Genomic DNA, 23,821 nt, shown 5'->3' on the forward strand with positions numbered 1-23,821 from the left:
GGCAAACGTGCGGAGGTTGGCATTTGTCTATGGAGGAGCAGGCGCGAATGTCCAGGCAAAAGCTTTGAACTGTATAGGCACATAGCACAGATAAACCGACGATGAGCATTTCTAATTTCTAATTTCTAATTCCCCCTCCGTCGGGCTTTTCGCTTATACTGCCGGAAGATATGAGACACCGTATATGTGTAAAAGTCCTGAACCACATAGGCACATAGCACACATAAACAGCCTATGTGAATGCCTATTGTGGCCTCCATGCCTATGCGGTTTTATTGAATAATTACGAGTGACGGATTACGAATGACGAATGGGCAAACGTGCGGAGGTTGGCATTTGTCTATGGAGGAGCAGGCGCGAATGTCCAGGCAAAAGCTTTGAACCACATAGGCACATAGCACACATAAACAGCCTATGTGAATGCCTATTGTGGCCTCCATGCCTATGTGGTTTTATTGAATAATTACGAGTGACGGATTACGAATGACGAATGGGCAAACGTGCGGAGGTTGGCATTTGTCTATGGAGGAGCAGGCGCGAATGTCCAGGCAAAAGCTTTGAACTGTATAGGCACATAGCACAGATAAACCGACGATGAGCATTTCTAATTTCTAATTTCTAATTCCCCCTCCGTCGGGCTTTTCGCTTATACTGCCGGAAGATATGAGACACCGTATATGTGTAAAAGTCCTGAACCACATAGGCACATAGCACACATAAACAGCCTATGTGAATGCCTATTGTGGCCTCCATGCCTATGTGGTTTTATTGAATAATTACGAGTGACGGATTACGAATGACGAATGGGCAAACGTGCGGAGGTTGGCATTTGTCTATGGAGGAGCAGGCGCGAATGTCCAGGCAAAAGCTTTGAACCACATAGGCACATAGCACACATAAACAGCCTATGTGAATGCCTATTGTGGCCTCCATGCCTATGTGGTTTTATTGAATAATTACGAGTGACGGATTACGAATGACGAATGGGCAAACGTGCGGAGGTTGGCATTTGTCTATGGAGGAGCAGGCGCGAATGTCCAGGCAAAAGCTTTGAACTGTATAGGCACATAGCACAGATAAACCGACGATGAGCATTTCTAATTTCTAATTTCTAATTCCCCCTCCGTCGGGCTTTTCGCTTATACTGCCGGAAGATATGAGACACCGTATATGTGTAAAAGTCCTGAACCACATAGGCACATAGCACACATAAACAGCCTATGTGAATGCCTATTGTGGCCTCCATGCCTATGTGGTTTTATTGAATAATTACGAGTGACGGATTACGAATGACGAATGGGCAAGCGTGCGGAGGTTGGCATTTGTCTATGGAGGAGCAGGCGCGAATGTCCAGGCAAAAGCTTTGAACCATATAGGCACATAGCCCAGATAAACCGACGATCTACATTTCTAATTTCTAATTCCTAATTTCTAATTATTAATTAAACGTAGCGTACCTATGGCACGCTGAAATCCACCATCGAATTGCTTGCTACCAATGTGTTGCTCCGATGGAGCAATCAGCCAACCAAATCGTTGGTTTAGATGAACAAATGCTTAACTATACTGGCACATAGCACAGATAAACCGACGATCTAAATCCCTAATTCCTAATTTCTAATTCCTAATTCATTTTCCGCTTCCTCCACCGTTCTCACCGGCAACCCGCACACCCTGTTCCGACACACATACATCCACGTTTCCTGCTTCACAAACCGGTTCTGGAAGATGGGCAGGTTGCTTTCGGATGTCGCTCCGGCATATAACACATCGGGGTGATAGGTGCGCATCATGGCGCGGATGCGGGCAACAGCTTCCGGTCCGGTCGCAACCACCTCGGATGTTCCTGCTGCCAGCCACGCCATCAGGATGGCCCAGTTGCTATGGTAGATGGGATGCTTGAGCACCATCGGCTTCACGCTTTCCAGCATGGCGGCGGAACGGTCCACCCGCTGCTGGTTTTCGGTGAGCTGACCGATCACATACAGGTTCCGCGCCATCACCGAATTGGATGCGGGGATCACGTTGTCTGAAATCTCCCTGCTGCGGGTGATCAGCGGTGTGTCTTCTGCGGAGGTATAGAAAAACATCGGACTGCTGTCATCCGCAAAAGAACGCTCCACATGTCCGGTGAGCAGGTCCGCTTCTTCCAGCCAGGTGGCATCACCCGTGACCTGGAACAGGTTCAGCCACGCCTCGATCACCAGGGCGTAATCGTCCAGGAAACCGGGAATGGTGGCCTTGCCGTTTTTGTAGTTCCGGAACAGCTTTCCGTCCTGCATCATTTGGGTACGGATGAAACGTGCGCACTTCAAGCCACGGTTTAAGTACCGCTCTTCACCCAACGCTTGATATGCATCCAGAAATCCGTTTATCATCAGTGCGTTCCAGGATGCCAGCACCTTGTCGTCCAGGCCGGGTCGCTCGCATGTGCTGCGTGCCTGCAGCAGTTTCTCTTTCCACTTTTGCATCTGTTCGGTGGACACGGGCATCAGCTCTTCGAGGTAGAGGATGTTGTGATTGTCTTCCCAGTTGCCGGTGTCGCGCACATGAAATACCTGCATGGCGGCATCGGCTTCTTCTCCGAGCGCCGCTTTGAATGCGTCTGCCGTCCATACGTAAAACCGTCCTTCATGTCCTTCGCTGTCGGCATCCAGGGATGAAAAGAACCCGCCTTCCTCCTGGTCCAGTTCCCTTTCAACGAAAGCCAGCGTTTCTTCCACCACCTGTTTGTAGCGTTCGTTTCCGGTCACCTGCCAGGCTTCGGCGTACAGGCTTACCAGCTGGGCATTGTCGTACAGCATCTTTTCAAAATGCGGGGCGAACCATTCGGCATCGGTGCTGTATCGGGCAAAGCCGCCTCCCACCTGGTCGTAGATGCCGCCCATGGCCATGTGGTCGAGGGTGACGTGCACGGCCTCCAGCGCCATCTCGTGGCCGGTCAGGTGGTGGTAATGCAGGAGGAAACGGTATCCGTTCGGCATGGGAAACTTGGGTGCGCCGGAACTGCCTCCCCGTTCAAAATCAATGTGGTGCAGCCAGGACTGAACCGCATCGTGCAGGTCATCCAACTGAACCGGTCCGGTTTGCGGCAGGTCACCGACCGGCCTGGGTTGAAGTCCGGCTGTGATCTCACCGGCGCGCGTGACCATCTCATGCGGCTTGTCGGCATACAGCTTGGCGAAGAACTCCAGCACCCGCAGCCAGTCGCCTTTTCGGAAATAGGTACCGCCGAACACGGGCCGGCCGTCGGGCAGCGCCACGATGTTGAGTGGCCATCCGCCTTGTTGTCCCATGAGGTGGATGGCATCCATGTACACCTGGTCGATGTCGGGCCGCTCTTCACGGTCCACTTTGATGGAGACGTAGTGCAGGTTCATCACGTCCGCCACATCCGTGTCTTCGAACGACTCATGCTCCATCACGTGGCACCAGTGGCACGCGGCATAACCGATGCTGACGATGATGAGCTTGTTTTCTTCTTTGGCCTTGCCGAGGGAGGCATCACTCCATGGGAACCAGTTTACGGGATTGTGGGCGTGCTGCAGCAGGTACGGACTGCTTTCCGCGATCAGGGCATTGGTATGGGTGGATGTTTTGTTGGTCACCATGGATGGTTGAAGTGATAGGTTGTGATAAATGTTTTTGCCACATAGGCACATAGGTCACAATAGGCATTCACATAGTCTATGTGGTTCAATTCCTAATCCCTAATTTCTGATTTCTAATTTCTAATTAGTACACCCCATTCCGTTTCCTCAAAAACCACTCCACCGCCAGCAGGAGGATCAGGATGCCCATCAGCCAGGGTTGCGTGATGAGTTCGTGGAGTTTCTTTTCGCTGATGAGGATGGAGGCGATGTCGCCGCGGGCTTTCAGCAGTTCGGGGATGCGGTTCAGGTCGGCCGGGTAGATGAGCTGTCCGCCGCTTTCGCCGGCCATGGCATGCAGCAGGCTGTGGTCGGCCTGGGTGCGCAACGCTTCGGCCTGCAGCGCTGTGATCAGGAACTCGCCCCTGGCCGTATGCACCTTGCCGCCATGGTTCACGGTGCCCACATAGGTATACCTGGCAGGCGGCAGCACACCGGCGTTCAGGTGATAGGCCCGTGATGTGCGCGAGAAGATGTAGTTGTATTTCTTTCCGTCTTCGCTGGTGATCTCCAGGCTCACGTCGGGGTCGTTCACCAGCTCGTAGGATTCGTTGTAGAGTTCTGCATCCAGTTCAACGGTTTCGTTTTCGCCGAACCTTTGGTGGGAGGTGATGCGGAACAAGCTGCGATCGGCTTTCACTGCGAGGAACTGTGCACTCTTCCCTACCCATTCTTCAAAATACTTGTAGCTGTTGGTGGCGGCGAATTCCCGCAGCTTCCACCGCCAGATGCCGATGCCGGTGAGCACGCCCCATTTCCGCTCGCCGTCTTCCATGAAATACAGCAACGGCGACTCGGTGGACACGCTGGCGATCTTCTGCTTCATGAGCGTGTATACCTGCTGTCGGGTTTGGTATTCACCGAACGGCGCCTGCAGGGGCGGTACCTTTTTCAGGAAAGCGGCGCACCCTTCATCAATGGTGAACAAGGAAAAGGCGGGGTTCACTTCTGCGCCCACATCGTTGGCATTGCCCCGCATGTTGCCGGTAATGGCGATGCCGGTATTGAGTTCGTTGAAGGCGGGCAGGTCTACGCGGTCGGATATGATCAGCCAACGCGGGATGTTGCGTTCATTCAACTTGTTCATCAAACCGTTGAAGGTGGATAAGGTGGCGTCGTGGATGGGCAGGTCGTGTAGGATCACCAGGCTCGCCTTGTCGACTGCTTCATTGCCGATCTTCACCTGACCTCCGGCCACAGACACATCGTTGATCAGTGCCGAGGTGACTTCGTACTGCGAGTTCTTGGCAAGGGCTGTTTTGAGCGCCGCTACATCGGGGTGCGGTGCATGCGCCACGATGAAGATGCGCTGGCGGCTGTCGATCACATCTACAAAAACATCGGATGTATTGTTGACGTACGTTACTTCTCCTTCCAGCCGGGACAGTCGCACCCGGAGGTGGTTCATGCCCAGTTTTTTTGCGGTGAGGTTGAATGACATGGTGGCCACCTGCTGGTCTTCGGTGAATGTGAGTCCGCGCGTAAACAACGCCTTCCCGTCTTCCTCCACGGTTAGTACGGGGTTCTCTCCCTTGCATTCGGTGGCCGCCACCACGATCTCCAGCGGGTATTCGTTGTTCAGGAAGGCTAGCCGGTTGTAGTTCACATTCTGCACCAGCAGATCTTTCTGCACGCTGGTATCTCCCAGCGCCACGGTGTACATGGGGGCATGCAGGCCGCCATTGGCGTAAAGCGGGTTGAGGCCTTTGTTGATGAGGCCGTCGCTGGCCAGGATCACGGCGCCCACGTTGCGGTAGGCGTACCGGTCTTCGAGGTCGTTCAGCAGGGCTGAAAAATCGGTTTGCACGCCCTTGAAATCCGCCTGCAGTCCATCCTGTACGGCGTCGTCGAAGCGGAAGGTCTCCACGTCATAGTCGGCCTTCAGGTCTTCCGCCAGCTTTTGAAAGGCAGGAAGAAATTGTTGACGGTAATAGTTGGAGTCGCGGGTTTGAACGATGGATGAGGAATTGTCCATCGCCAGGATCACGATGGGTTTCTCGGGATGAGACGTCGTGTACTTCAGCATGGGCGCCAGCAGGAAGAAGGCCAGCAGGCTCACGGTCAGAAACCGGAACACGCCCAGCAATGCGGGTAACCAGGAAGCAGCTTCGGAAAAACGCCGGTCGCGGCGATACAGCAACACGGCGTATGTTGCACCTGCCAGCAGGCAGAAGATCACAAACCACAACGGGTATTCGGTAACCAGGTCGAGTGTCAAATCCAAATACAAATAAGCCGGCGTTCCTGCCGCGGTACGTTCAAAGGTACAGCTTATTCGGGTATCGCTGGCAACGATCTAGGTGTGCATGCCGCCACATACGCTCAGCACCTGGCCGGTGATGTACGACGACATGTCGGAAGCCAGGAACAGCGCAGCTTGCGCCACTTCATTGGTGCTGCCACCCCGTTTCATGGGGATGTCACCCAGCCATGCTTCGGTCACCGCCGGATCCAGTTCTTTGGTCATCTCAGTTTCGATGAATCCGGGTGCGATGGCGTTGCAGCGGATGTTGCGTGAACCGAGTTCCTGTGCAACGGATTTGGTAAACCCGTGGATACCGGCCTTGGATGCCGCATAGTTGCTTTGTCCGCCGTTGCCTTCAATGCCCACAACCGAACTCATGTTGATGATGGATCCGGAGCGTTGCTTGAGCATCGGCCGCTGAACCGCTTTGGTGATGTTGAATACGGATTTCAGGTTCGTGTTGATCACTGCATCCCAGTTCTCTTCCGACATGCGCATCAGCAACCCGTCGCGGGTGATGCCTGCATTGTTCACCACCACATGGATGGTGCCGAATTCCTTTATGATGTCGTCGATCAGCTTCTCCGCCGCCCTGAAGTCGGCTGCGTCCGAATGATAGGCACGGGCGCCTTCGCCGCGCAAAGCCAATTCCTTTTCCAGGGCGTGTGCCTTTTCCTGTGAACTCAGGTACGTGAATGCTACGAATGCTCCGTGATCAGCGAATGTTTCGGCGATGGTTTTACCGATTCCTCTTGAACCGCCTGTCACCAGGACCACTTTACCTTCCAGAAGTTTCATTTTAATTGGTGTTGATTTTAACCCTTGCTTGTATGTACTTTCGTAGTGGCGCAAATATAACAGAAAATGTCACACCGTATTTTCACCCAACCGTGTTACCGCAGCCTTAGGCGTGCGGTACTTTTCGTGTGTATGCTCCTCGCTGCACAAGGTACGCGGGCGCAAACAGTTGAGGCCGGACTAAGGGCCACGGTCAACTCCACCTGGCTGATCAACAAAAATGTTTCCGACAAGGGAAGCGCCCAATCCTATGCCGTCAGCATCGGCAATTCGTATGGCATCATGGGCGGACTTTTCCTCGCCGAGTTCACAGAGATCACCGGCGAGATCCATATCAACAAACACCTTCAGAAATACACGGGCACCACCTCCGGCGGCATCAAGTACGAATCGCAAAATACCTTGCACACCTGGGAAGTGCCGATCATGCTCCGCTTGCTGTCGAAGTCGCTGGGGTATTTCGAACTGGGCGCCCAGTACAGCATCGTGAAATCCGCCGAACATGAAAACGACCTTCCGGGGTTTGAAGCTTTCAATGGCATCACCACGGCCGACTGGGCCAAGGCCAACCTGTCGCCGGTGATGGGGTTCGGCACCGACATCAAACTCATCGACAACACACTGCTGATGACTTTGGGATTGAGGGCCAGTACCGGTTTGTTTGACATGAAGGGAACAGACGGACTGGGCACCGACCTGTCGGACAGTTCCCTGTACCCCAAGTACCAGCGCACCAACAGCATCACGGTGGGGTTGTTGTTCGGGGTATCTTTGCGGATGTAGCCCCTACTCGATCGCCACGCCTTTCTCGAAATCAAAGAGCGTAACTTTTCTCAAGGCATACAGGGAAAGCCAATAGGCTTCCAGGCTTCCGATGTACGCCTTCCTCGCCCTGTCTTTTTCGCTCAGCGCGATGTTCAGGTCGGTGATGCTGATGCGGCCGATGAGGTAACGCTGCACGGTCACTTCATGGCTTCTGCTTGCAATGCTGTCTGCCTTGCTTGTCAGATCCAGGTTTTCACGGTTCACTTTTAACTGCCTTACCAGGATACCGATGTTCCGGTCAATTCCATCGATCTCCTGAGTGGTGCGGGATCGCACCTGCTCTTCCAGCGCTTCTGCCGCTTTGATCCTGGACCGCCCCTGGCCCCAGTCGAGCAACGGAACACTGATACCCAGCTGCAGGCGTTGCTGATCCAAAGGGTTTGCATACACACCTTCCAGGTCGCCGGCGCTTTGCACCAAGCCGTAAGATGCTGTAAGGTTGCCGCTGAAACCGTTGTTGCCTTTGACCTGCGCAAGGGATCGCTCCGCCTGCAGCGCCTCCAGTTCCAGGCTGCTGCGCTCGCTGTTGTTCTGGCGGGCAAGGTCACGTGCTTTGTTTTCATCCACTTCCATCAGGGGTACATCCGTGGGTATGGCCAGTTGCATGACCTCATCACCTGCCAGTCCGAGATACGCCCTCAGTTGCGCATTGGTGCTCACTACATCCAGCTCGGTTTGCGCCACCTCGTTTTGTGACTTCATCACATTGAGTTGCATCTGCAACAAATCATTCTCCGCAATCTTGCCCAGTTGGTATCTGCCCTGGGATATGCGGAACAGGGTATCGTTGCTGCCCTTGTTGGCCTGGGCGGTTTGGAGGCTCACCTCCGCCATCAGCAGGTTGAAGAAAAGGCGGCATGCCGTGGCCGATATGTCTTCCATGGCGGAGAGGTACGACTGCTTGGCGATGGCATATCTCAAAGGTTCGATGCGGTTATCCCACCGGCGGCTGTTGAATCCCATCAGCGGTTGGGTGAAACCGATGGTAACCGGGTTGGCCAGGTAAGACGTAACGGTACTGTCGTTGATCACATCGATGCGGTCGAGTTGGGAACCCACAAAAACGCGGGTGCCTGTGGGTGCGATCTGCTGATCCAGCGACAGGTTCATGGATGAGGTGGCCTGGCTTCTCCTGCGAAACACATCGGTTCCGTCGTTCTGGGTGATGGAGGTGATGGACCGGTTCAGGTCGGGCAGCGTACCCCCCAGGTTGACCTGCGGAAGGTTGCCGGCCCGGTAGGCTTTGTAGGACCACTCGCTGTATTCGAATGCCTTCTTCGCCTGCAATGCGGCCGGTGACTGTTCTTTCGCCATGCTGAGCACTTCCTGCAGGGTAACGGTTTGCGCACGACCCGGAAGTCCAAAGAAGACGGTAAATGTGAACAACAGAAAGTGTATTCCGGCAAGCTTGTTATTCATACCTGAGGGATTTGATCGGATCTTGCATGGCGGCCCTGCGTGCGGGAGCGATCCCGAAGATGAGTCCCACCATGGCGGAAATAAAAAAGGATAAAAACACGGATACCGGGGAGATGACGGTGGCAATGCCAAAGCCGACATCAATGAGTACGGAAAGTCCGATGCCGAGTATGATTCCCGACAAGCCACCTACCAGGCTGATGGTGACCGACTCCATCAGGAACTGCATCACCACATCGTCTTTGGTAGCGCCGATGGACAGGCGCAGGCCGATCTCTTTGGTTCGTTCCAGCACCGAAGCCAGCATGATGTTCATGATGCCGATGCCACCGATCAGGAGCGAGATACCGGCAATGGCAGCCAGTACATTCCGGAACATCTTTTTTGTTTCCTGCTCCTGTCGCAGCATCAGTTCGGGTATCACCACCTCAAAATCGACCACGCCGTTGTGCCTGCGTTCCAGCAGCCGGGAGATCACATCGGCAGCGCCTTTCAGTTCATCGGTGCTGTTCACCTGGATCACGAGGCGATCAATCTGGTTGTGATTGTCTTTTGCGTTGAGCGGATCCTTGGTGGTTTCATCATCGTTCCCCCATGGGTTGGCCGCCCGTTCCAGCGCAGCTTTGGTGAGCATGCCGCGGTTCCGGTAGCGGATCAGTACGGTTTCCATCGGGGTGTACACATCCATGTTGTAGTTGCGGATGCCGAGGTGACTGGCGGCATCGTCCGAGATCAGGCGTTCCTGCAATACACCGATGATGCGCAGCCATACCTTTCCGCATTTGAGGTATTTCCCGATGGGGTCTTCGGAGGGAAAGAAACGTGTTTTGATGTTCTTGCCGATGATGCACACGGGCAGACCGGCCACCAACTGATCGCGGGAAAACATGCGGCCGCGTTCCAGGGAAAAACCGGTCATGTCAAAAAAAGTAGGTGTAACACCTACCAGTCGTGCCGTTCTGCGAATGCCACCGTGGATCAGGTTCATGTTGAGGATGATCTCCGGACTGATCCGGTCCACGCCCGGAACCACATCACGGATGCCTTCTGCGTCAAGCAGTGTGAGGCCGGGTGAGAACTTTTCCTTTTCGGTGCCGGTGCCCTGCTCCTGGTCCACTTTGTCTTCTTCCTGCTTGATGACGGGTGTTACCGTGATGTTGTTCACGCCCACCAGTTTCAGCTGATCGAGGATCTGGCGTTCCGTGCCTTTCCCGATGGCCAGCATGGTGATCACGGCAGCCACACCGAAGTTGATACCCAGCGTGGTGAGCAGCGACCTGAGCTTGTTGGCCATGATCGCTTCGATGGCGGCACGGAAGCCGGCTGTTCGGTTCAGCGGCATGCTACTTCTTTCCTCCCTCGTCTTTAAGCCGGATCACATCCATGTTTTGTTCGGACGGAGATGAGAGCATCAGTACATCACCTTCCTTCACCCCATTCTCGATCACCACATAGTTTTCGTTGGTGGCACCCAGCTTCACTTCCTGTTTTTCCAGCGACCGGCCGTTTTTGCGCACCACGTAGGTCAGTGTGTCTTCGCTGTTGAAGATGCATTCCAGCGGGGCGAAGCAGACCTTGTCGAGTTGTTTGGCGAGGATCTGGTTGCCGGTGGTCATGCCCGGACGCAGGGTTGAATCCTGTTCGTTGATCTCCACCTGCACTTCAAACACCTTGGCATCTGAATTCGGCATCTGCTCACCCATGTTGGCCACGGAGATCACTTTGCCCGTTAGTTTCTTTTCCGGAAAGGCATCGAGGGTGATGGTGACCTGTTGACCCTCCTCCACCTTGCGGATCTCCACTTCATTCACATACGTCCGGGAAAGCATCTTGCTCAGATCGGGCAATGTGGCCACCACAGGATCCCAGGCGCTCACCATGGAACCCACGCCCTTCTTCTGTCCGTTCCATTCACGTTGATAGGTGATCATGCCCTTTTCCGGGGCCAGGATCCTGAACTGCTGGTCGGCATCGTTGTACAGGTCAATGCGGCTCTGGATCTGCTGGATGGATGCCATGACGGATTGTACTTTCGCCTGGGCCTGTTTGATCTTAAGGTCATAGTTGCGCTTGGCCTGATCCAGGGTGCGGTGGGCTTTCTCCAGGTCCATTTCCGCCTGTCGCTGAATGGCGGGCGGTTCGAACTTGGATTGCTCCACGGAGATTTCCTTTTCCTTTACATCGTATTGATAGTTGATCAGGTCATTGCGGAGCAGGCGCAAATCAAGGGCGGTATCCAGCTTGGTCTTGGTAAGTTCCGTCATGATCTTGTCCATCTCAATCGCCTGGTTCTTGATCTTGTCTGCCAGTCCGGACTTATCCAGCGACGCCACATAGGCGCCCTTTTCAACCATGGTTCCTTCCGGCACCATGTCCACGATCTTCACATTGTATTCGCCGATGGAACGGAGTGTAGAGGGGCCGCTGATCTTGACGGAGTTCTTGGCCTCCAGTTCTCCGGTGGTGGTGATGATGACGGAGAAGGGGCCTTTTTCAACGGTGGCATAGAGGTCGTGCTGTCCGCCGTCTTCACCCTTCATGAAAACATATATAATAAAAACGAGCAGCAGAATGCCGCCCCCGATGAGTAATTTCTTTTTCATGTATGAGAAAATGAATGTACTTGCTCCTTCACGAAGATATGTGCTTCATATTATAAATGCACAGGGAAAAAGAATTCGGTTCGTCAGATTGAATGATTGTTATGCCTTATAACACATGAAGGAAGAAAAAGTAACAGGGGGATTGAGATTTTAGATGTGATATGTTAGATGGCTGCGCATCCCCGGGCACGATTGCAAATCGGCGCCAGCGACGTCCATTAACGAACCATGTAATAGGCTAAAATTTGAACCACATAGGCACATAGCGCACACAGACCATGTGAAGGCCTGTTGTGACCTATGTGCCTATGTGGTTCAAAAGCCTGGCCAGCTTCTTCCATTGACGATGTAAGCCATACCTGCGTCGGGCTGCCAACTAAAGACTTACGACTAAAGACTTACGACACACGGATAAAATTTGAAACACATAGGCACATAGTACACACAGACTGAAGACTCCCCTTAATTCGTAGCAGTTAAAACTAACGATTTCCAATCAGATTGTTGATCGGGCAGGAACGTCGAAGAGGCGTAGCCTCGAAGACGTTCCTGGGCAAAAGCCACTGGCGTCTTATATCCCAATGATGAGTGCGGACGCTCATTGTTGTAGATCCACATCCATGCGTGGGACAACAGCTGTGCATCTTTCAGTCGGGTGAACGAAAAAGCATCCAATACTTCTTCCCGGTAGGTTTTATTGAACCGCTCCACATATCCGTTCTGATGGGGCTTTCCCTTCTCTATAAACTTCATCTGGATACCTCTTCTCTCAGCCCATTCCTCCATGGCCTGGGCAATGAACTCCGGACCGTTGTCTACCCTAATGCGTTCAGGTTTTCCCCGCCAGGCGATCAATTGATCCAATTGGCGGATCACCCGCTTGCTGGTCAGACTGGTGTCAATGGTGATATTGAGCACCTCTCTGTTGTAATCATCAATGATGTTAAAGGAGCGAAACTTGATGCCATTGTACAATCCGTCATGCATGAAGTCCATGCTCCAGGTTACATTCGAATACAGTGGCTGAAGCAGCGGTTCTTTCACCCGCAGTGGAAGTCTCTTCTTTGTTTTGCGGCGCAGGTTCAATCCCATCTCTGTATAGATGCGGTATACCCGTTTATGATTCCATATGTAGTTCATGTTGCGTAAGCGGTGGTGCATCATCCAGAAGCCCCAGCGGCTATGCAGCTCGGCCAGTTCCGCCAACCGGTCACGGATCATCTGATCGTCCTTGGGTTTGGGGTGGTAGTAATACACCGACTGTTGGATGGTAAACAACACACAGGCCTGCCGGATGCTGATCTTATGTTGATGATTTGCATAACCGATCAGCTCGCGCTTCTCGGCAGGCCCTAGAGCTTTTTTTCAATCACATCTTTCAGTACGGTGATGTGCAGGGTCTGCTCCGCTACGATCTTCTTGTATTGGGCCAGTTCGCTCTCCAGTTCTTTCAACCGTTTGAGTTGGTTGACTTCAAGCCCGGAGTACTTGCTCTTCCACTGGTAAAACGTGGGCTGACTGATGCCGTGTTCCCGGCAGATGTCGTTGACACTTTTGCCCGATTGCTGCTCCTTGAGAATGCTTACAATCTGGCTCTCGGTGAATTTGCTCTTCTTCATTTTGTTCCCTGTTAAAGTTAGCGACTAATTTCTATTTTTATTCGCTACGTTTTTTAGGGAAGTCTTCAAGACTATGTGAAGGCCTATTGTGACCTATATGTCTATGTGGTTCAAAAGCCTGGCCAGCTTCTTCCATTGACGATGTAAGCCATACCTGCGTCGGGCTGACAACTAAAGACTAAAGACTTACGACACACGGATAAAATTTGAAACACATAGGCACATAGCACACACAGACTATGTGAAGGCCTGTTGTGACCTATATGTCTATGTGGTTCAAAAGCCTGGCCAGCTTCTTCCATTGACGATGTAAGCCATACCTGCGTCGGGCTGACAACTAAAGACTAAAGACTTACGACTTACGACTCATCATCCGTCACCACTTTCAGCATCGCGCTTACCGGGTCGGCGTTTTGAATCACGGCATCCAGAAAACCGCGGCCGTGTTTCAGGTAAAGGGGAATGAAATTGTCGTACCGTTCCTGCAAGCCACCATTGGGGAATAATTTGGCCTGCACCTGTTCCACCTGGGAAAGTTCGGTTTCGTGTTTTTTCTTGGCTGCTTTCCGGATGCGGCTTTCGATCGCCTCCAGCATTTTCACCGCCTTCTGTCCTTCGGCACCTACCGCTTTCTCCAGGCTGGGATCTACGACCGCGGCCTGCGTGGCCACCTCCCCGAACAATGCTTCCACCTTTTTCTTCGCTTCATCCAGAGAAGGTTCGGCTTCTTCATGTCGGCTGAGCCATTGACGGATCAGGTCGTCTTTGTCCAGCATCAGGTCTTGCCACGTCAGGTCCAGTTTATCCAAACGCGTTTGCTGGTTCCTGTCGATCCACAGCAGGCTGTCGCGGTGCAGCACCACGGGATAGAACGCCTTGTGGTGGTTAAATGCCGCTTTGAGTTGCAGCCAGTAGGCCACTTCCGCACCACCGCCCACATAGGCGATGTTGGGCAGAATGATTTGCTGGTAGATGGGGCGCAGGATCACGTTCGGACTGAAACTTCCGGGTTGTTCGCGGATCATGGAGGCCAGTTGGTCACGACCGACCTGCATATCTCCCAGGTCGTAGGTATCGTTGCCTGTCTCTTCAGGTGGTTTGATGCGGTATCGGTCGGCGCCGAGGTAGAACAGGTTCACGGGGCGGGGAAAAACCTGCGCGGGATACTGTGCTTCCAGCCGACCGGATGTTGCTTTGACGAGTGGTTCGGTAGATAGGTTCAGCGCGTCTTCCGTCATCACATCCACAAACAATTGTTTCAGTTCCGGGTCGTCGCCATCAAGAATTACGAGGCCGTACGAAGCGAACAACCCGTGCACCAGTTTGCGTGTTGCTTCGGCGAGGGATGGACTGTTGAGGTAGGCATCGTTGAAGAGGGCCCGCAGTTCATCGGCATGTTCGCCCTGGCCCAGCGTTTCATCGATGGCATGCCAAACCTGGTCCAGTCCTTCGGTGCTTAACCGTCCGACGGGCCCTTTGGCATCCCGCTCCCAGGTGAATGTTTTCCCGAACAGGTGACATGAGCGAATCTCTTCGAAGTCATGATCTTCGGTGGCCATCCAGAAAACCGGTACCACATGCACATCGGGATGTTGTTCACGTAAAGTCTGGCTCAGGCGGATGATGCCTGCGATCTTATAGATGTAGTAGAGCGGTCCGGTGAAGATGCACAGCTGGTGGCCGGTGGTAATGGTGAACGTGTTGTTGTTCCTTAACTTTTCAATGTTGTCATGCACGGCGCCCTCAACCGTGATTCCAGCCTCCTGGTACTGACGCAGCAGGCTGTTGACAAGCACCTCCCGGTTCCAGTTCTTTTCACCTGCGATCTTCAACGCATCTGCCAATCCTTCCCGGTTGGGTGCAAAGGTAAAATAGTCGGATAAACCTGCATCCTGTTGCAGGTAATCCTTTACCAGGGGGTTGGTAGAGGGTAATGAGGTAAGGGGGTATGGGGTGATCTTCATGCCGGCCAAAGATAGCAACTATCTGTGGTTCGGTTCAGGATCGGATCATGAATTCGGCAGCGTGGCGTGGAGGTCGTATTCACCGGCATCGGTGATATCCACTTCGGCAAAATCCCCGATGCGGAGGTATTGACCGGGTGCGTGGATGATCACTTCGTTGTCTACCTCCGGGCTATCGGCTTCGGTGCGTCCGATGAAGTACTCCCCTTCTGCGCGGTCGATGATCACGGTCAGACGTTGTCCCACCTTGGCGCGGTTCTTTTCCAGCGAAACCGACCGTTGGGCATCCATGATGCGTTCCACCCGTTCCTGTTTCACCTCGGCGGGCACATCATCCTCAGCATTGTAGGCATGCGTGTCTTCTTCATGGGAATAGGCAAAACATCCGAGGCGGTCGAACTTCATGTCTTGCACCCACTCCAGCATTTCATTGAAATCCTCTTCGGTTTCCCCGGGATACCCGGCGATGAGTGTGGTGCGGATGGCGATGCCCGGAACGCGTTCGCGCATGGCGGCAATGAGGCGGGCGGTTTTTTCTTTGGTGGAACCCCGGCGCATGGCATGCAGGATGCGGTCGCTGGCATGTTGCAGGGGGATGTCTATGTATTTGCAGATGTTGTCGTGGCGGGCCATCACATCCAGCACTTCCATGGGGAAACCCTGGGGAAATGCATAGTGCAGGCGGATCCAGCGGATGCCTTTCACATCGGCCAGTTTTTCGAGGAGTGCCGCCAGTTCTCTTTTCTTATAGAGGTCGAGGCCGTAATAGGTAAGGTCCTGTGCAATGAGCACGAGCTCTTTCACTCCTTTTTCTGCCAGCGAGGCAGCTTCCTTCACCAGGCTTTCCATGGGCCTGGACACATGTCCGCCGCGCATTTGAGGAATGGCACAGAATGAGCAGACGCGGTCGCAGCCTTCGGAGATTTTGAGGTAAGCAAAATGGGCTGGGGTTGTGAGTCGCCGCTCACCGATCAGTTCCTGCTTGTAGTTTGCGCCGAGTGACTTCAGCAGCTGGGGCAGGTCTTGGGTCCCGAACCACTCGTCTATCTCGGGGATTTCCTTGCGCAGGTCGTCTTTGTAGCGTTCCGACAGGCAGCCGGTCACCAGCACGCGGCGTACCTTGCCGGCCTTTTTGGCTTCGGCCATGCGCAGGATGGTATCGATGGATTCCTGTTTGGCATCTTCGATAAAGCCACATGTATTGATCACCACCGTGCCTGCCTGTTTGAAGGCTTCTTCGTGGGCGACCTCCATCTGATTGGCGCGCAATTGCCCCATCAGGATCTCCGAGTCGTAAATGTTCTTGGAGCATCCGAGGGTGATCACGTGTACTTTTTTCTCACCCGCCTTGGTTCGCATGACTGAAAAGGGATTCTACAAATTCGCGGCTGTTGAAGGGCTGAAGATCTTCCTTCTTCTCTCCTATGCCGATGTATTTAACGGGTACCTTGAACAGGTCGGAGATACCGATCACCACGCCACCTTTGGCCGTGCCGTCGAGCTTGGTGAGTGCAAGGGCATTCACATCGGTGGCGGCGGTAAACTGGCGGGCTTGCTCGATGGCATTCTGGCCGGTGGAGGCATCCAATACTAGCAGCACTTCCTGGGGCGCGCCCGGGATGACCTTATCCATCACCTTGCGGATCTTGCTGAGTTCGTTCATGAGTCCGACCTTATTATGCAAACGTCCTGCTGTATCAATGATGATCACGTCGGCGCCCTGTGCGAGTCCGGACTGTACCGTATCATACGCCACCGAAGCCGGGTCGGCGCCCATGCCCTGGTTCACGAGGGGCACGTCCACCCTTTCCGACCATATCTTAAGCTGATCAACGGCAGCAGCGCGGAAGGTATCGGCGGCGCCGAGCAGCACCTTTTTGCCGTTCCTGGAAAACTGCCAGGCCAGCTTGCCGATGGTGGTGGTTTTGCCCACGCCGTTCACACCTACAACCATGATCACGTGTGGTTTGTTGGGAAGGGTGCCGGTAAAGGGATCGGATTCCTCGCCGCCGTGTTCTGCCAGCAGGGCTTGTATTTCTTCACGCAGAATGCCATTCAGCTCCGTTGTATTGATGTATTTATCGCGGGCCACGCGTTGCTCAATGCGGTTGATGATCTTGAGTGTGGTTTCCACACCCACATCGGAAGATACCAGGATGCCTTCGAGTTCATCGAGTACTTCGGCATCCACGCGTGACTTACCGACAACGGCGCGACTGAGTTTGGTGAATAGGTTTTCCTTGGTTTTGGAAAGGCCTTCGTCAAGACTTTTCTTTTTTTCCCTGGAGAATAGACCGAACATGGATCTGTGAGATTATGGAAAATGAAAAAAGCCTTCTCCTGTGAAGAAAGCTTTTTTATAAGTGGTAGATAGGAAAAGACTAACCCTCCTTTGTTTCGGCGGCTGGATCTTTTCCTTTCAGAAAATCGTTGATGTGGTCATTGTGTACGACCTCTTCCCGGAAGGTGTAAGCACCGGTCTTGTCGGACTTCACCATTTTAATTACACGGGTAAAATCTTTACCCTGTCCGGTTTTCAGCGTTGCGACGGTCTTTTTAGCCATGGGATATCTTACTTGATTTCTTTATGAACGGTCCGCTTCTTCAGGATAGGGTTGAATTTCACCAGTTCAATCCTGTCAGGGGTGTTTTTCTTGTTCTTGGTTGTGATGTACCTGGAAGTGCCTGCCAGACCACTGTTTTTGTGTTCTGTGCACTCGAGGATCACCTGAACCCTGTTTCCTTTCTTGGCCATGATCGTAAAATTTTGAGGCGCAAAGATAGCGATAGTTTGACAACAATCCTACTCCTTACCAAATTTTATCGTATCCCCGGGGTAAGCACCATGATTTTACCCGTTTCAAGGGGAATGCCGTCCAGCATCAGGGTCACCATGTATACTCCGTTGGCCAGGCCGGATGCTACGGGAACATTTCCGCTCGTACCTTCCAATTCCCTGGCCAGCAACGTGCGACCCGTGATGTCATTGAGGCGGACTTCCTTCTTCCCTTTGAGTGAGCCGTAATTGTAACGGATGCTGAACTCACCCTGCGAAGGGTTGGGGTACAACACCAGTTCACCGCCGTGTGCCTGCAGGTCGGTACCTGTGCTTACATCCACCGAATCAATCACCCTGAACTCGTCAATGCCACCTTCCACATAATGCCCGCCGCCACTGACCAGGTCGCTGCAGGTCACGATCAGTTTCATGTTAGAAGTCATGGTCATATAGTCCTTCATGCGGTAATATCTTTTCACCCATTGGCTTTGGATGGAATCAGGGGTGATCACATCGATGTTTTTGGTGACCGAACCGTTGGTCAGCTGAATCTTCAGGGTATCATTGGGTGCACCGCTGCCGCCACCATTATAGAACCAATAGTAGAGGCTGATGTATGGAGAATTGCCGGACCCCGGATCGAACACGGGTGAGGTGAGGATGGTGGACCCGTTGTCCACATCATCCGTTCCGGCACTGCCGCCACCATTGCCGGTTACGTAAGCCTGGTTATAGCAATCGGTGGATACGTCCTCATCCGGACTCGCAGGTGTGCTGCCGTTAACCGTACCCACAGGTTCGCCGATTACCCATGCACCGGTGGAGGCGTCACCTGTGACCGCCCAACCGTTATCAAAGGTGAAGTCATCGTAATAACCCACAGGAAGCGTCAGGGTAACGGTGTTGTTGATGGAATCAACTGAGACGGTCATGCAATCATTCACATACCCCCACTTACCTGCGATGAAATCATAGGCACCATTGGTCATGTTGGAAATGGTGAAGGTACCGGCTGAATCGGTCACCGGATTGAAGTCGAAATCCTGGTTCACCACTTTCACATTGGCACCGGGCACCGGGTTACCGCTCCCCTCTTCAACCACCATGCCGGTGAATTCAAACTGATGTTGCTTGATCAGTTTTACATTCAGATTGGTCACCACGCCATTGGTCAGCACCACACCCTTCACGGTCCTGGGCAGGTAGCTGGGTTCGGAGAAGGTCACGTCGTAGGTTCCGGCATCGATGGTACCGGTGGCATAATCGCCGCTGATGTTGCTGTTTTTTACAATGCCGGAGGAAACGATATCCACGCTCACATTCGGGATGGGTGCCAGGGTAAGGGAATCCTTCACATTGCCTTCGAGGTAGCACCCTCTCTTATAGGTAGGACCATACACAAACAACCCCTCGCCAATGTTGCTTTCGATGATGTTACCGGAAGGCAGCCAGGGATATGCCCCCCAGGCACCGTCGTATCCGTTTCCGCTCAACGGCTCTGAATCATAATACCCCACTTGCACGATGTTATTGGGTCTGCTCACGTCGTGGATGGTGGTTCCGTCGCGGTAGTATGACGTTACCAGGTAGCCGTTGATATAATGGGTATTGTGAACCACGGCATTGGAGCCGGGGTTGGATTGGATCTTGTCGAGCAGCTTGATGTTCCCGAGATCCGACACATCAAAGGATCCGATGAATGCATTGCTGATCTCGTCGGTGGTGAAGAGGTACTTGTTGTCGTCGGAAATCCATGCATTGTGAGCGAAGGCACCGGGCGTTTGCTGGGTGGCGAGTGCTTTTGGTTTTGATTTGTCGGACACATCGATCACGGCAAAATTCCCGTCGTAGATAGCGGATCCCCACAGGGTATCTCCGCGCACCATCCCGTCGTGCAGATAGTAATCTTCAAAGGCTCCCAGGTATTGCGGTTTTTCGGGATCGTTGTTCAGGTCAAGGATAACGGCCCCACCGTTGTGGGTGTTGGCGCCAAACACGTAGCAAATACCATTTTCATCTATATAAAGGTTATGTGCCTTTTTGAAATAGGTGGTATCGTTGATCACCTTGGGGCTGGGTGTGGCGGATGGAAGTCCGGAAAGATCAATGATCATCAGTCCGTTGCCGGTCTCATTGGTGATGTAGGCATGCTTGTTCCATGTCTTCAGGTCACGCCAGGTGGAAGCCGATCCGGCGGTGTAGAACACTTCGGTGGGTTTGGTGGGATCCGTCACGTCCACGATGGAAACGCCGCTGCGGCATCCGACGAGGGCATATTCGTTGCCGGCCGTATCCACATAGCCCCAGATATCACTCAAGCTCTGGCTATAGGTTAAGCTTCCCAGCAGGTTCATGTTTTTGCTTTGCTGGGCGAAAGCGGTCAGACTGCATGCGCATACACATAGGAGGGTCCAGAGGTTTCTCATAAGAATTCTGTTTTTTAGGATGCGGTAAACGAACAAATACGCGGGGAGTGGAATAAAGCAATATCGTCAGAAATACGATCAAAGTCAAATCTCAATTGAACGCCATCCCCTATCCGGAGAGGTTTTCCGGGATGCATTTGAAGTGATCGGCGACGAATCGGAAGATATCGCACATAAACTTTTTTCGCCCGACTTCTGCAAAGCCATGCAAATGCCCGGCGCAAACAGAAAGCTTTCTGTATGTTAATTTCTTTTTTTCTAATATCTGGCAGACGTTTCTATTTTTGGGGTCCGAACCAAAAAATGATCGCATGAAGTTTTTCATTGATACCGCCAACCTAAAGGAGATCCGGGAAGCCCAGGACCTGGGTGTACTGGACGGTGTAACCACCAATCCATCACTGATGGCCAAGGAAGGTGTAAGTGGTCAGGAAAATGTCATCCAACATTACCTGGAGATCTGCGACATTGTGGACGGAGACGTGAGCGCCGAGGTGATTGCCACCGATTTCAAAGGCATCATAGCCGAAGGTGAGAAGCTGGCAGCCCTGCATCCGCAAATAGTTGTCAAGGTTCCGATGATCCGTGACGGCATCAAAGCGATCAAGCACTTCAGCTCGAATGGCATCAAAACCAATTGCACCCTGGTGTTTTCTGCCGGACAAGCATTGCTGGCGGCCAAGGCGGGCGCAACCTATGTTTCTCCGTTCATCGGACGCCTGGATGATGTGGCAACAGACGGAATGGAACTGATCCGGCAGATCGTGCATATCTACGACAATTACGGATATGGCACGGAAGTGCTGGCTGCATCCATCCGGCATACCATGCACCTGATCCAGTGTGCCGAGGCGGGCGCCGACGTGGCTACCTGTCCGCTGAACGTGATCACCGGACTTCTCAAGCATCCGCTCACCGACATCGGTCTTGAGAAATTCCTGGCGGATCATAAGAAAAGTCAAGAACAAGCCAAAGCCTGACCTCCCGCATGCTTTTAGATATTCATCCAGACAACCCGGACGAGCGTAAGATCAAGAAAGTTGTGGAGTGCCTGTTGGACGGTGGCGTGATCATCTACCCAACAGATACCGTTTACGGCATGGGCTGTGACATTCACAACGCCAAAGCCTTTCAGAAGATCTCGCAGCTGAAGAACATCAAACCCGAAAAGGCGAACTTTTCCATCATATGCCATGACCTCAGTCATATCTCCGAGTACACACGGCACATGGACAACACCACGTACAAGGTGATGAAACGGGCGCTGCCTGGACCATTCACCTTCATCCTGCATGCAGGCAGCAGTTTGCCCAAGCATTTCAAGAACAAAAAGAAAACCATCGGGATCCGCATCCCCGATCATTTGATTCCAAGGGCCATCGTCAACGAACTGGGACGCCCCATCCTGACCACTTCGGTGCACGACGACGATGAGATCCTTGATTACATCACCGACCCGTATGACATCCACGAGAAATTCAAAGACAAAGTGGACATCGTCATTGAGGGCGGCTTCGGACACAACCAGGCATCAACGGTAGTGGATTGCACCACCGGAACGTATGAGGTTTTGCGACAAGGATTGGGACGTTTGGAGGACATTCTCTGAGGTTTGTCGATTCATTGTCACCTTATCCTTCCCCTACCCGTATAGATGATCAAACAGAACCCTACAAACCAAGGTTCCCGTGTAGTGTAACCGGAGGAGGCGAAATATGACTATGGCGATTTCACTCGTAAGACTCGACTCATTTGTACAGGACGGTCGCAAAATGATCAAACTTGAATGTGACCCAACCGTGGCTCCGCCCAACCTGACAGATATCATCCAGGGTTGCAGGTGGGACGATAAAGAACAATGCTGGGTTTTCGAGAATTCAACAGAAACACTCAGTGCCGTGTTCCGTCTTTTTCACAGAAAAGCATGGGTGAGCACGGAAGGATTGGTGGCGTGAGAGCTCACGGTGTTCGCGTAATTGACTCCCTTCGGTCGTGTAAAGGTGCTGCGCTGTAAATTACTCCCTCCGGTCGTGTAATATGCTGCGCTGTAAAATGAGTAACAAGCTCCCTCCGGTCGCGTAATAGTCCCGGCCCTTTCATTATCCTTACCCCTTTACTTCCTTACCTCCTTACCTCCTTACCTCCTTACCTCCTTACTTCCTTACTTCCTTACTTCCTTACCCCTTTACCCCTTTACCTCACCCTCACACCAAAAACTGAAACAGATCCGGGCGGTTGTTCAGGTATTCAAAAACAAATTGTTTGTCTTTCAGGCGTTGGATGAGTCCGTCGAAGTCGGCCGGGTCCTGCAGCTCAATGCCGATGACGGCTGGTCCGCGTTCACGGCTGTTCTTCTTCGAGTATTCGAAATGGGTGATGTCGTCTTTCGGTCCCAGCACATCGTTAAGGAACTCTCGCAAGGCACCGGCCCGCTGCGGGAACCTGATGATGAAGTAATGCTTGAGGTTCTCGTACAGCAGTGACCGCTCTTTGATTTCCTCGGTGCGGGTGATGTCGTTGTTGCTGCCGCTCACGACGCAAACCACGGTCTTGCCCTTGATCTCTTTTGCATACTGGTCGAGCACGGCGATTGAAAGTGCACCGGCCGGCTCCACCACGATGGCATCTTCGTTGTAAAGCTTCATGATGGTACTGCACACTTTGCCTTCATGTACCGTCGCCATGCCATCCAGCACTTCCTTACAGAGGGCGAAGGTTTTTTCTCCCACCCGCTTCACGGCAGCACCATCTACAAAACGTTCGATGGTATCCAGCGTTACCAGCTCCCCTTTTTCCAGGGATATTTTCATGGCGGGCGCCCCTTCGGGTTCCACGCCTATGATTTTGGTTTTCGGACTGAGCTGCCGGAACACACTGCCCACGCCGGCTGCCAGGCCACCGCCGCCTACGGGCACAAACAGGAAATCGATGGTTTCACGTTGATCTTCCAGGATCTCCATGCCCACCGTTGCCTGGCCTTCGATCACCTTGTTGTCATCGAAGGGATGGATAAAGGTCATGCCATCCTGCTCGCAGCGCGCCAATGCTTCACGGAACGAGTCGTCGAAAGTGTCGCCCTGCAATACCACTTCCACGGCGTTCTGGCCGAACATGCGTACCTGGTTCACCTTTTGCCTGGGTGTGGGTGCGGGCATGTAAATCACGCCTTTGATGCCCAGGCGGTGACAGGCATACGCCACACCCTGGGCGTGGTTGCCTGCGCTGGCGCAAATAACACCCTTGGCCCTGGACGCTTCATCCAGGGAAGCGATCTTGTTGTAGGCGCCGCGGATCTTGTATGATCTCACGGTTTGCAGATCCTCCCTTTTCAGCAACACCCGGCAACCGTACTTTTCAGACAGGTTGAGGTTGAGCATCAGGGGGGTGCGGTTGACGACTTCATTCAGGCGAAGCTGGGCCTCCCTGACTTTATCAAGGCTGACCAGCTCCGCCGTCATGGCATTTTCCTTTACATCCATTATAACCATTTGTT

Annotated in this window: 17 protein-coding genes and 1 pseudogene; 4 read left to right on the forward strand and 14 right to left on the reverse strand. The window is 53.0% G+C overall.

Going from position 1 to position 23,821, the window contains the following annotated elements:
• Window positions 1-1,610: 1,610 nt before the first annotated feature.
• The 3 genes from H6585_06860 to fabG form a co-directional block, all read right to left on the reverse strand.
• Window positions 1,611-3,611, reverse strand: coding sequence for a thioredoxin domain-containing protein (locus H6585_06860; protein MCB9448051.1), 2,001 nt, complete (start codon window positions 3,609-3,611; stop codon window positions 1,611-1,613).
• A 124-nt stretch (window positions 3,612-3,735) separates the two neighbouring features.
• On the reverse strand, window positions 3,736-5,874 hold the full coding sequence (locus tag H6585_06865; protein ID MCB9448052.1) for a hypothetical protein: 2,139 nt from the start codon (window positions 5,872-5,874) through the stop codon (window positions 3,736-3,738).
• Between the two features lie 72 nt (window positions 5,875-5,946).
• The gene (gene fabG / locus H6585_06870; protein ID MCB9448053.1) at window positions 5,947-6,693 is read right to left on the reverse strand and encodes a 3-oxoacyl-[acyl-carrier-protein] reductase; all 747 of its coding nucleotides are present in this window, start codon (window positions 6,691-6,693) and stop codon (window positions 5,947-5,949) included.
• Window positions 6,694-6,759: 66 nt separating this feature from the next.
• Between fabG and H6585_06875 the strand changes: the two genes are divergently transcribed.
• On the forward strand, window positions 6,760-7,476 hold the full coding sequence (locus H6585_06875; GenBank protein MCB9448054.1) for a hypothetical protein: 717 nt from the start codon (window positions 6,760-6,762) through the stop codon (window positions 7,474-7,476).
• A gap of 3 nt (window positions 7,477-7,479) precedes the next feature.
• On the opposite strand, the gene H6585_06880 is transcribed toward H6585_06875, so the two are convergent.
• The 10 genes and pseudogenes from H6585_06880 to H6585_06925 all read right to left on the reverse strand — a co-directional run bounded on the left by H6585_06880 (window position 7,480) and on the right by H6585_06925 (window position 20,328).
• Window positions 7,480-8,937, reverse strand: a complete 1,458-nt coding sequence (locus tag H6585_06880) for a TolC family protein (protein MCB9448055.1) — start codon at window positions 8,935-8,937, stop codon at window positions 7,480-7,482.
• On the reverse strand, window positions 8,930-10,279 hold the full coding sequence (locus tag H6585_06885) for an ABC transporter permease (protein MCB9448056.1): 1,350 nt from the start codon (window positions 10,277-10,279) through the stop codon (window positions 8,930-8,932). Before H6585_06885 ends, H6585_06880 begins: the two co-directional genes overlap by 8 nt.
• Window position 10,280: 1 nt before the next feature.
• A complete protein-coding gene (locus tag H6585_06890) occupies window positions 10,281-11,540 on the reverse strand; it encodes an HlyD family efflux transporter periplasmic adaptor subunit (GenBank protein ID MCB9448057.1) in 1,260 nt (419 codons plus the stop codon).
• 564 nt (window positions 11,541-12,104) lie between these two features.
• A pseudogene (locus H6585_06895) lies at window positions 12,105-13,159 on the reverse strand (IS3 family transposase).
• A 359-nt stretch (window positions 13,160-13,518) separates the two neighbouring features.
• Window positions 13,519-15,123: a bacillithiol biosynthesis cysteine-adding enzyme BshC gene (gene bshC, locus H6585_06900; GenBank protein MCB9448058.1), complete on the reverse strand. Its 1,605-nt coding sequence runs from the start codon at window positions 15,121-15,123 to the stop codon at window positions 13,519-13,521.
• Window positions 15,124-15,168: 45 nt separating this feature from the next.
• Window positions 15,169-16,482, reverse strand: coding sequence for a 30S ribosomal protein S12 methylthiotransferase RimO (gene rimO, locus H6585_06905; GenBank protein ID MCB9448059.1), 1,314 nt, complete (start codon window positions 16,480-16,482; stop codon window positions 15,169-15,171).
• Window positions 16,463-17,425 (reverse strand): signal recognition particle-docking protein FtsY, encoded by a 963-nt coding sequence (ftsY, locus tag H6585_06910; GenBank protein MCB9448060.1) that lies wholly within the window; start codon window positions 17,423-17,425, stop codon window positions 16,463-16,465. Before ftsY ends, rimO begins: the two co-directional genes overlap by 20 nt.
• Before the next feature lie 79 nt (window positions 17,426-17,504).
• Window positions 17,505-17,687, reverse strand: a complete 183-nt coding sequence (locus H6585_06915; protein MCB9448061.1) for a DUF4295 domain-containing protein — start codon at window positions 17,685-17,687, stop codon at window positions 17,505-17,507.
• Between the two features lie 8 nt (window positions 17,688-17,695).
• Window positions 17,696-17,878, reverse strand: coding sequence for a 50S ribosomal protein L33 (gene rpmG / locus H6585_06920; protein ID MCB9448062.1), 183 nt, complete (start codon window positions 17,876-17,878; stop codon window positions 17,696-17,698).
• Window positions 17,879-17,943: 65 nt separating this feature from the next.
• Complete coding sequence (locus tag H6585_06925) at window positions 17,944-20,328, reverse strand: choice-of-anchor B family protein (GenBank protein MCB9448063.1); 2,385 nt, start codon at window positions 20,326-20,328, stop codon at window positions 17,944-17,946.
• Between the two features lie 311 nt (window positions 20,329-20,639).
• On the opposite strand from H6585_06925, the gene fsa reads away from it, so the two are divergent.
• The 3 genes from fsa to H6585_06940 all read left to right on the forward strand — a co-directional run bounded on the left by fsa (window position 20,640) and on the right by H6585_06940 (window position 22,283).
• Window positions 20,640-21,308, forward strand: a complete 669-nt coding sequence (fsa, locus tag H6585_06930; protein ID MCB9448064.1) for a fructose-6-phosphate aldolase — start codon at window positions 20,640-20,642, stop codon at window positions 21,306-21,308.
• An 8-nt stretch (window positions 21,309-21,316) separates the two neighbouring features.
• On the forward strand, window positions 21,317-21,937 hold the full coding sequence (locus H6585_06935; GenBank protein MCB9448065.1) for a threonylcarbamoyl-AMP synthase: 621 nt from the start codon (window positions 21,317-21,319) through the stop codon (window positions 21,935-21,937).
• A gap of 112 nt (window positions 21,938-22,049) precedes the next feature.
• Entirely contained in the window at window positions 22,050-22,283 is a 234-nt protein-coding gene (locus H6585_06940; GenBank protein ID MCB9448066.1) for a hypothetical protein, read from the forward strand.
• A gap of 249 nt (window positions 22,284-22,532) precedes the next feature.
• Here H6585_06940 and ilvA read toward each other — a convergent pair whose 3' ends face one another.
• Window positions 22,533-23,786 (reverse strand): threonine ammonia-lyase, encoded by a 1,254-nt coding sequence (gene ilvA, locus H6585_06945; protein MCB9448067.1) that lies wholly within the window; start codon window positions 23,784-23,786, stop codon window positions 22,533-22,535.
• Window positions 23,787-23,821: the final 35 nt, after the last annotated feature.

The sequence above is a fragment of the Flavobacteriales bacterium genome, from assembly GCA_020635855.1.
Taxonomy (GTDB): Bacteria; Bacteroidota; Bacteroidia; order JACJYZ01; family JACJYZ01; genus JACJYZ01.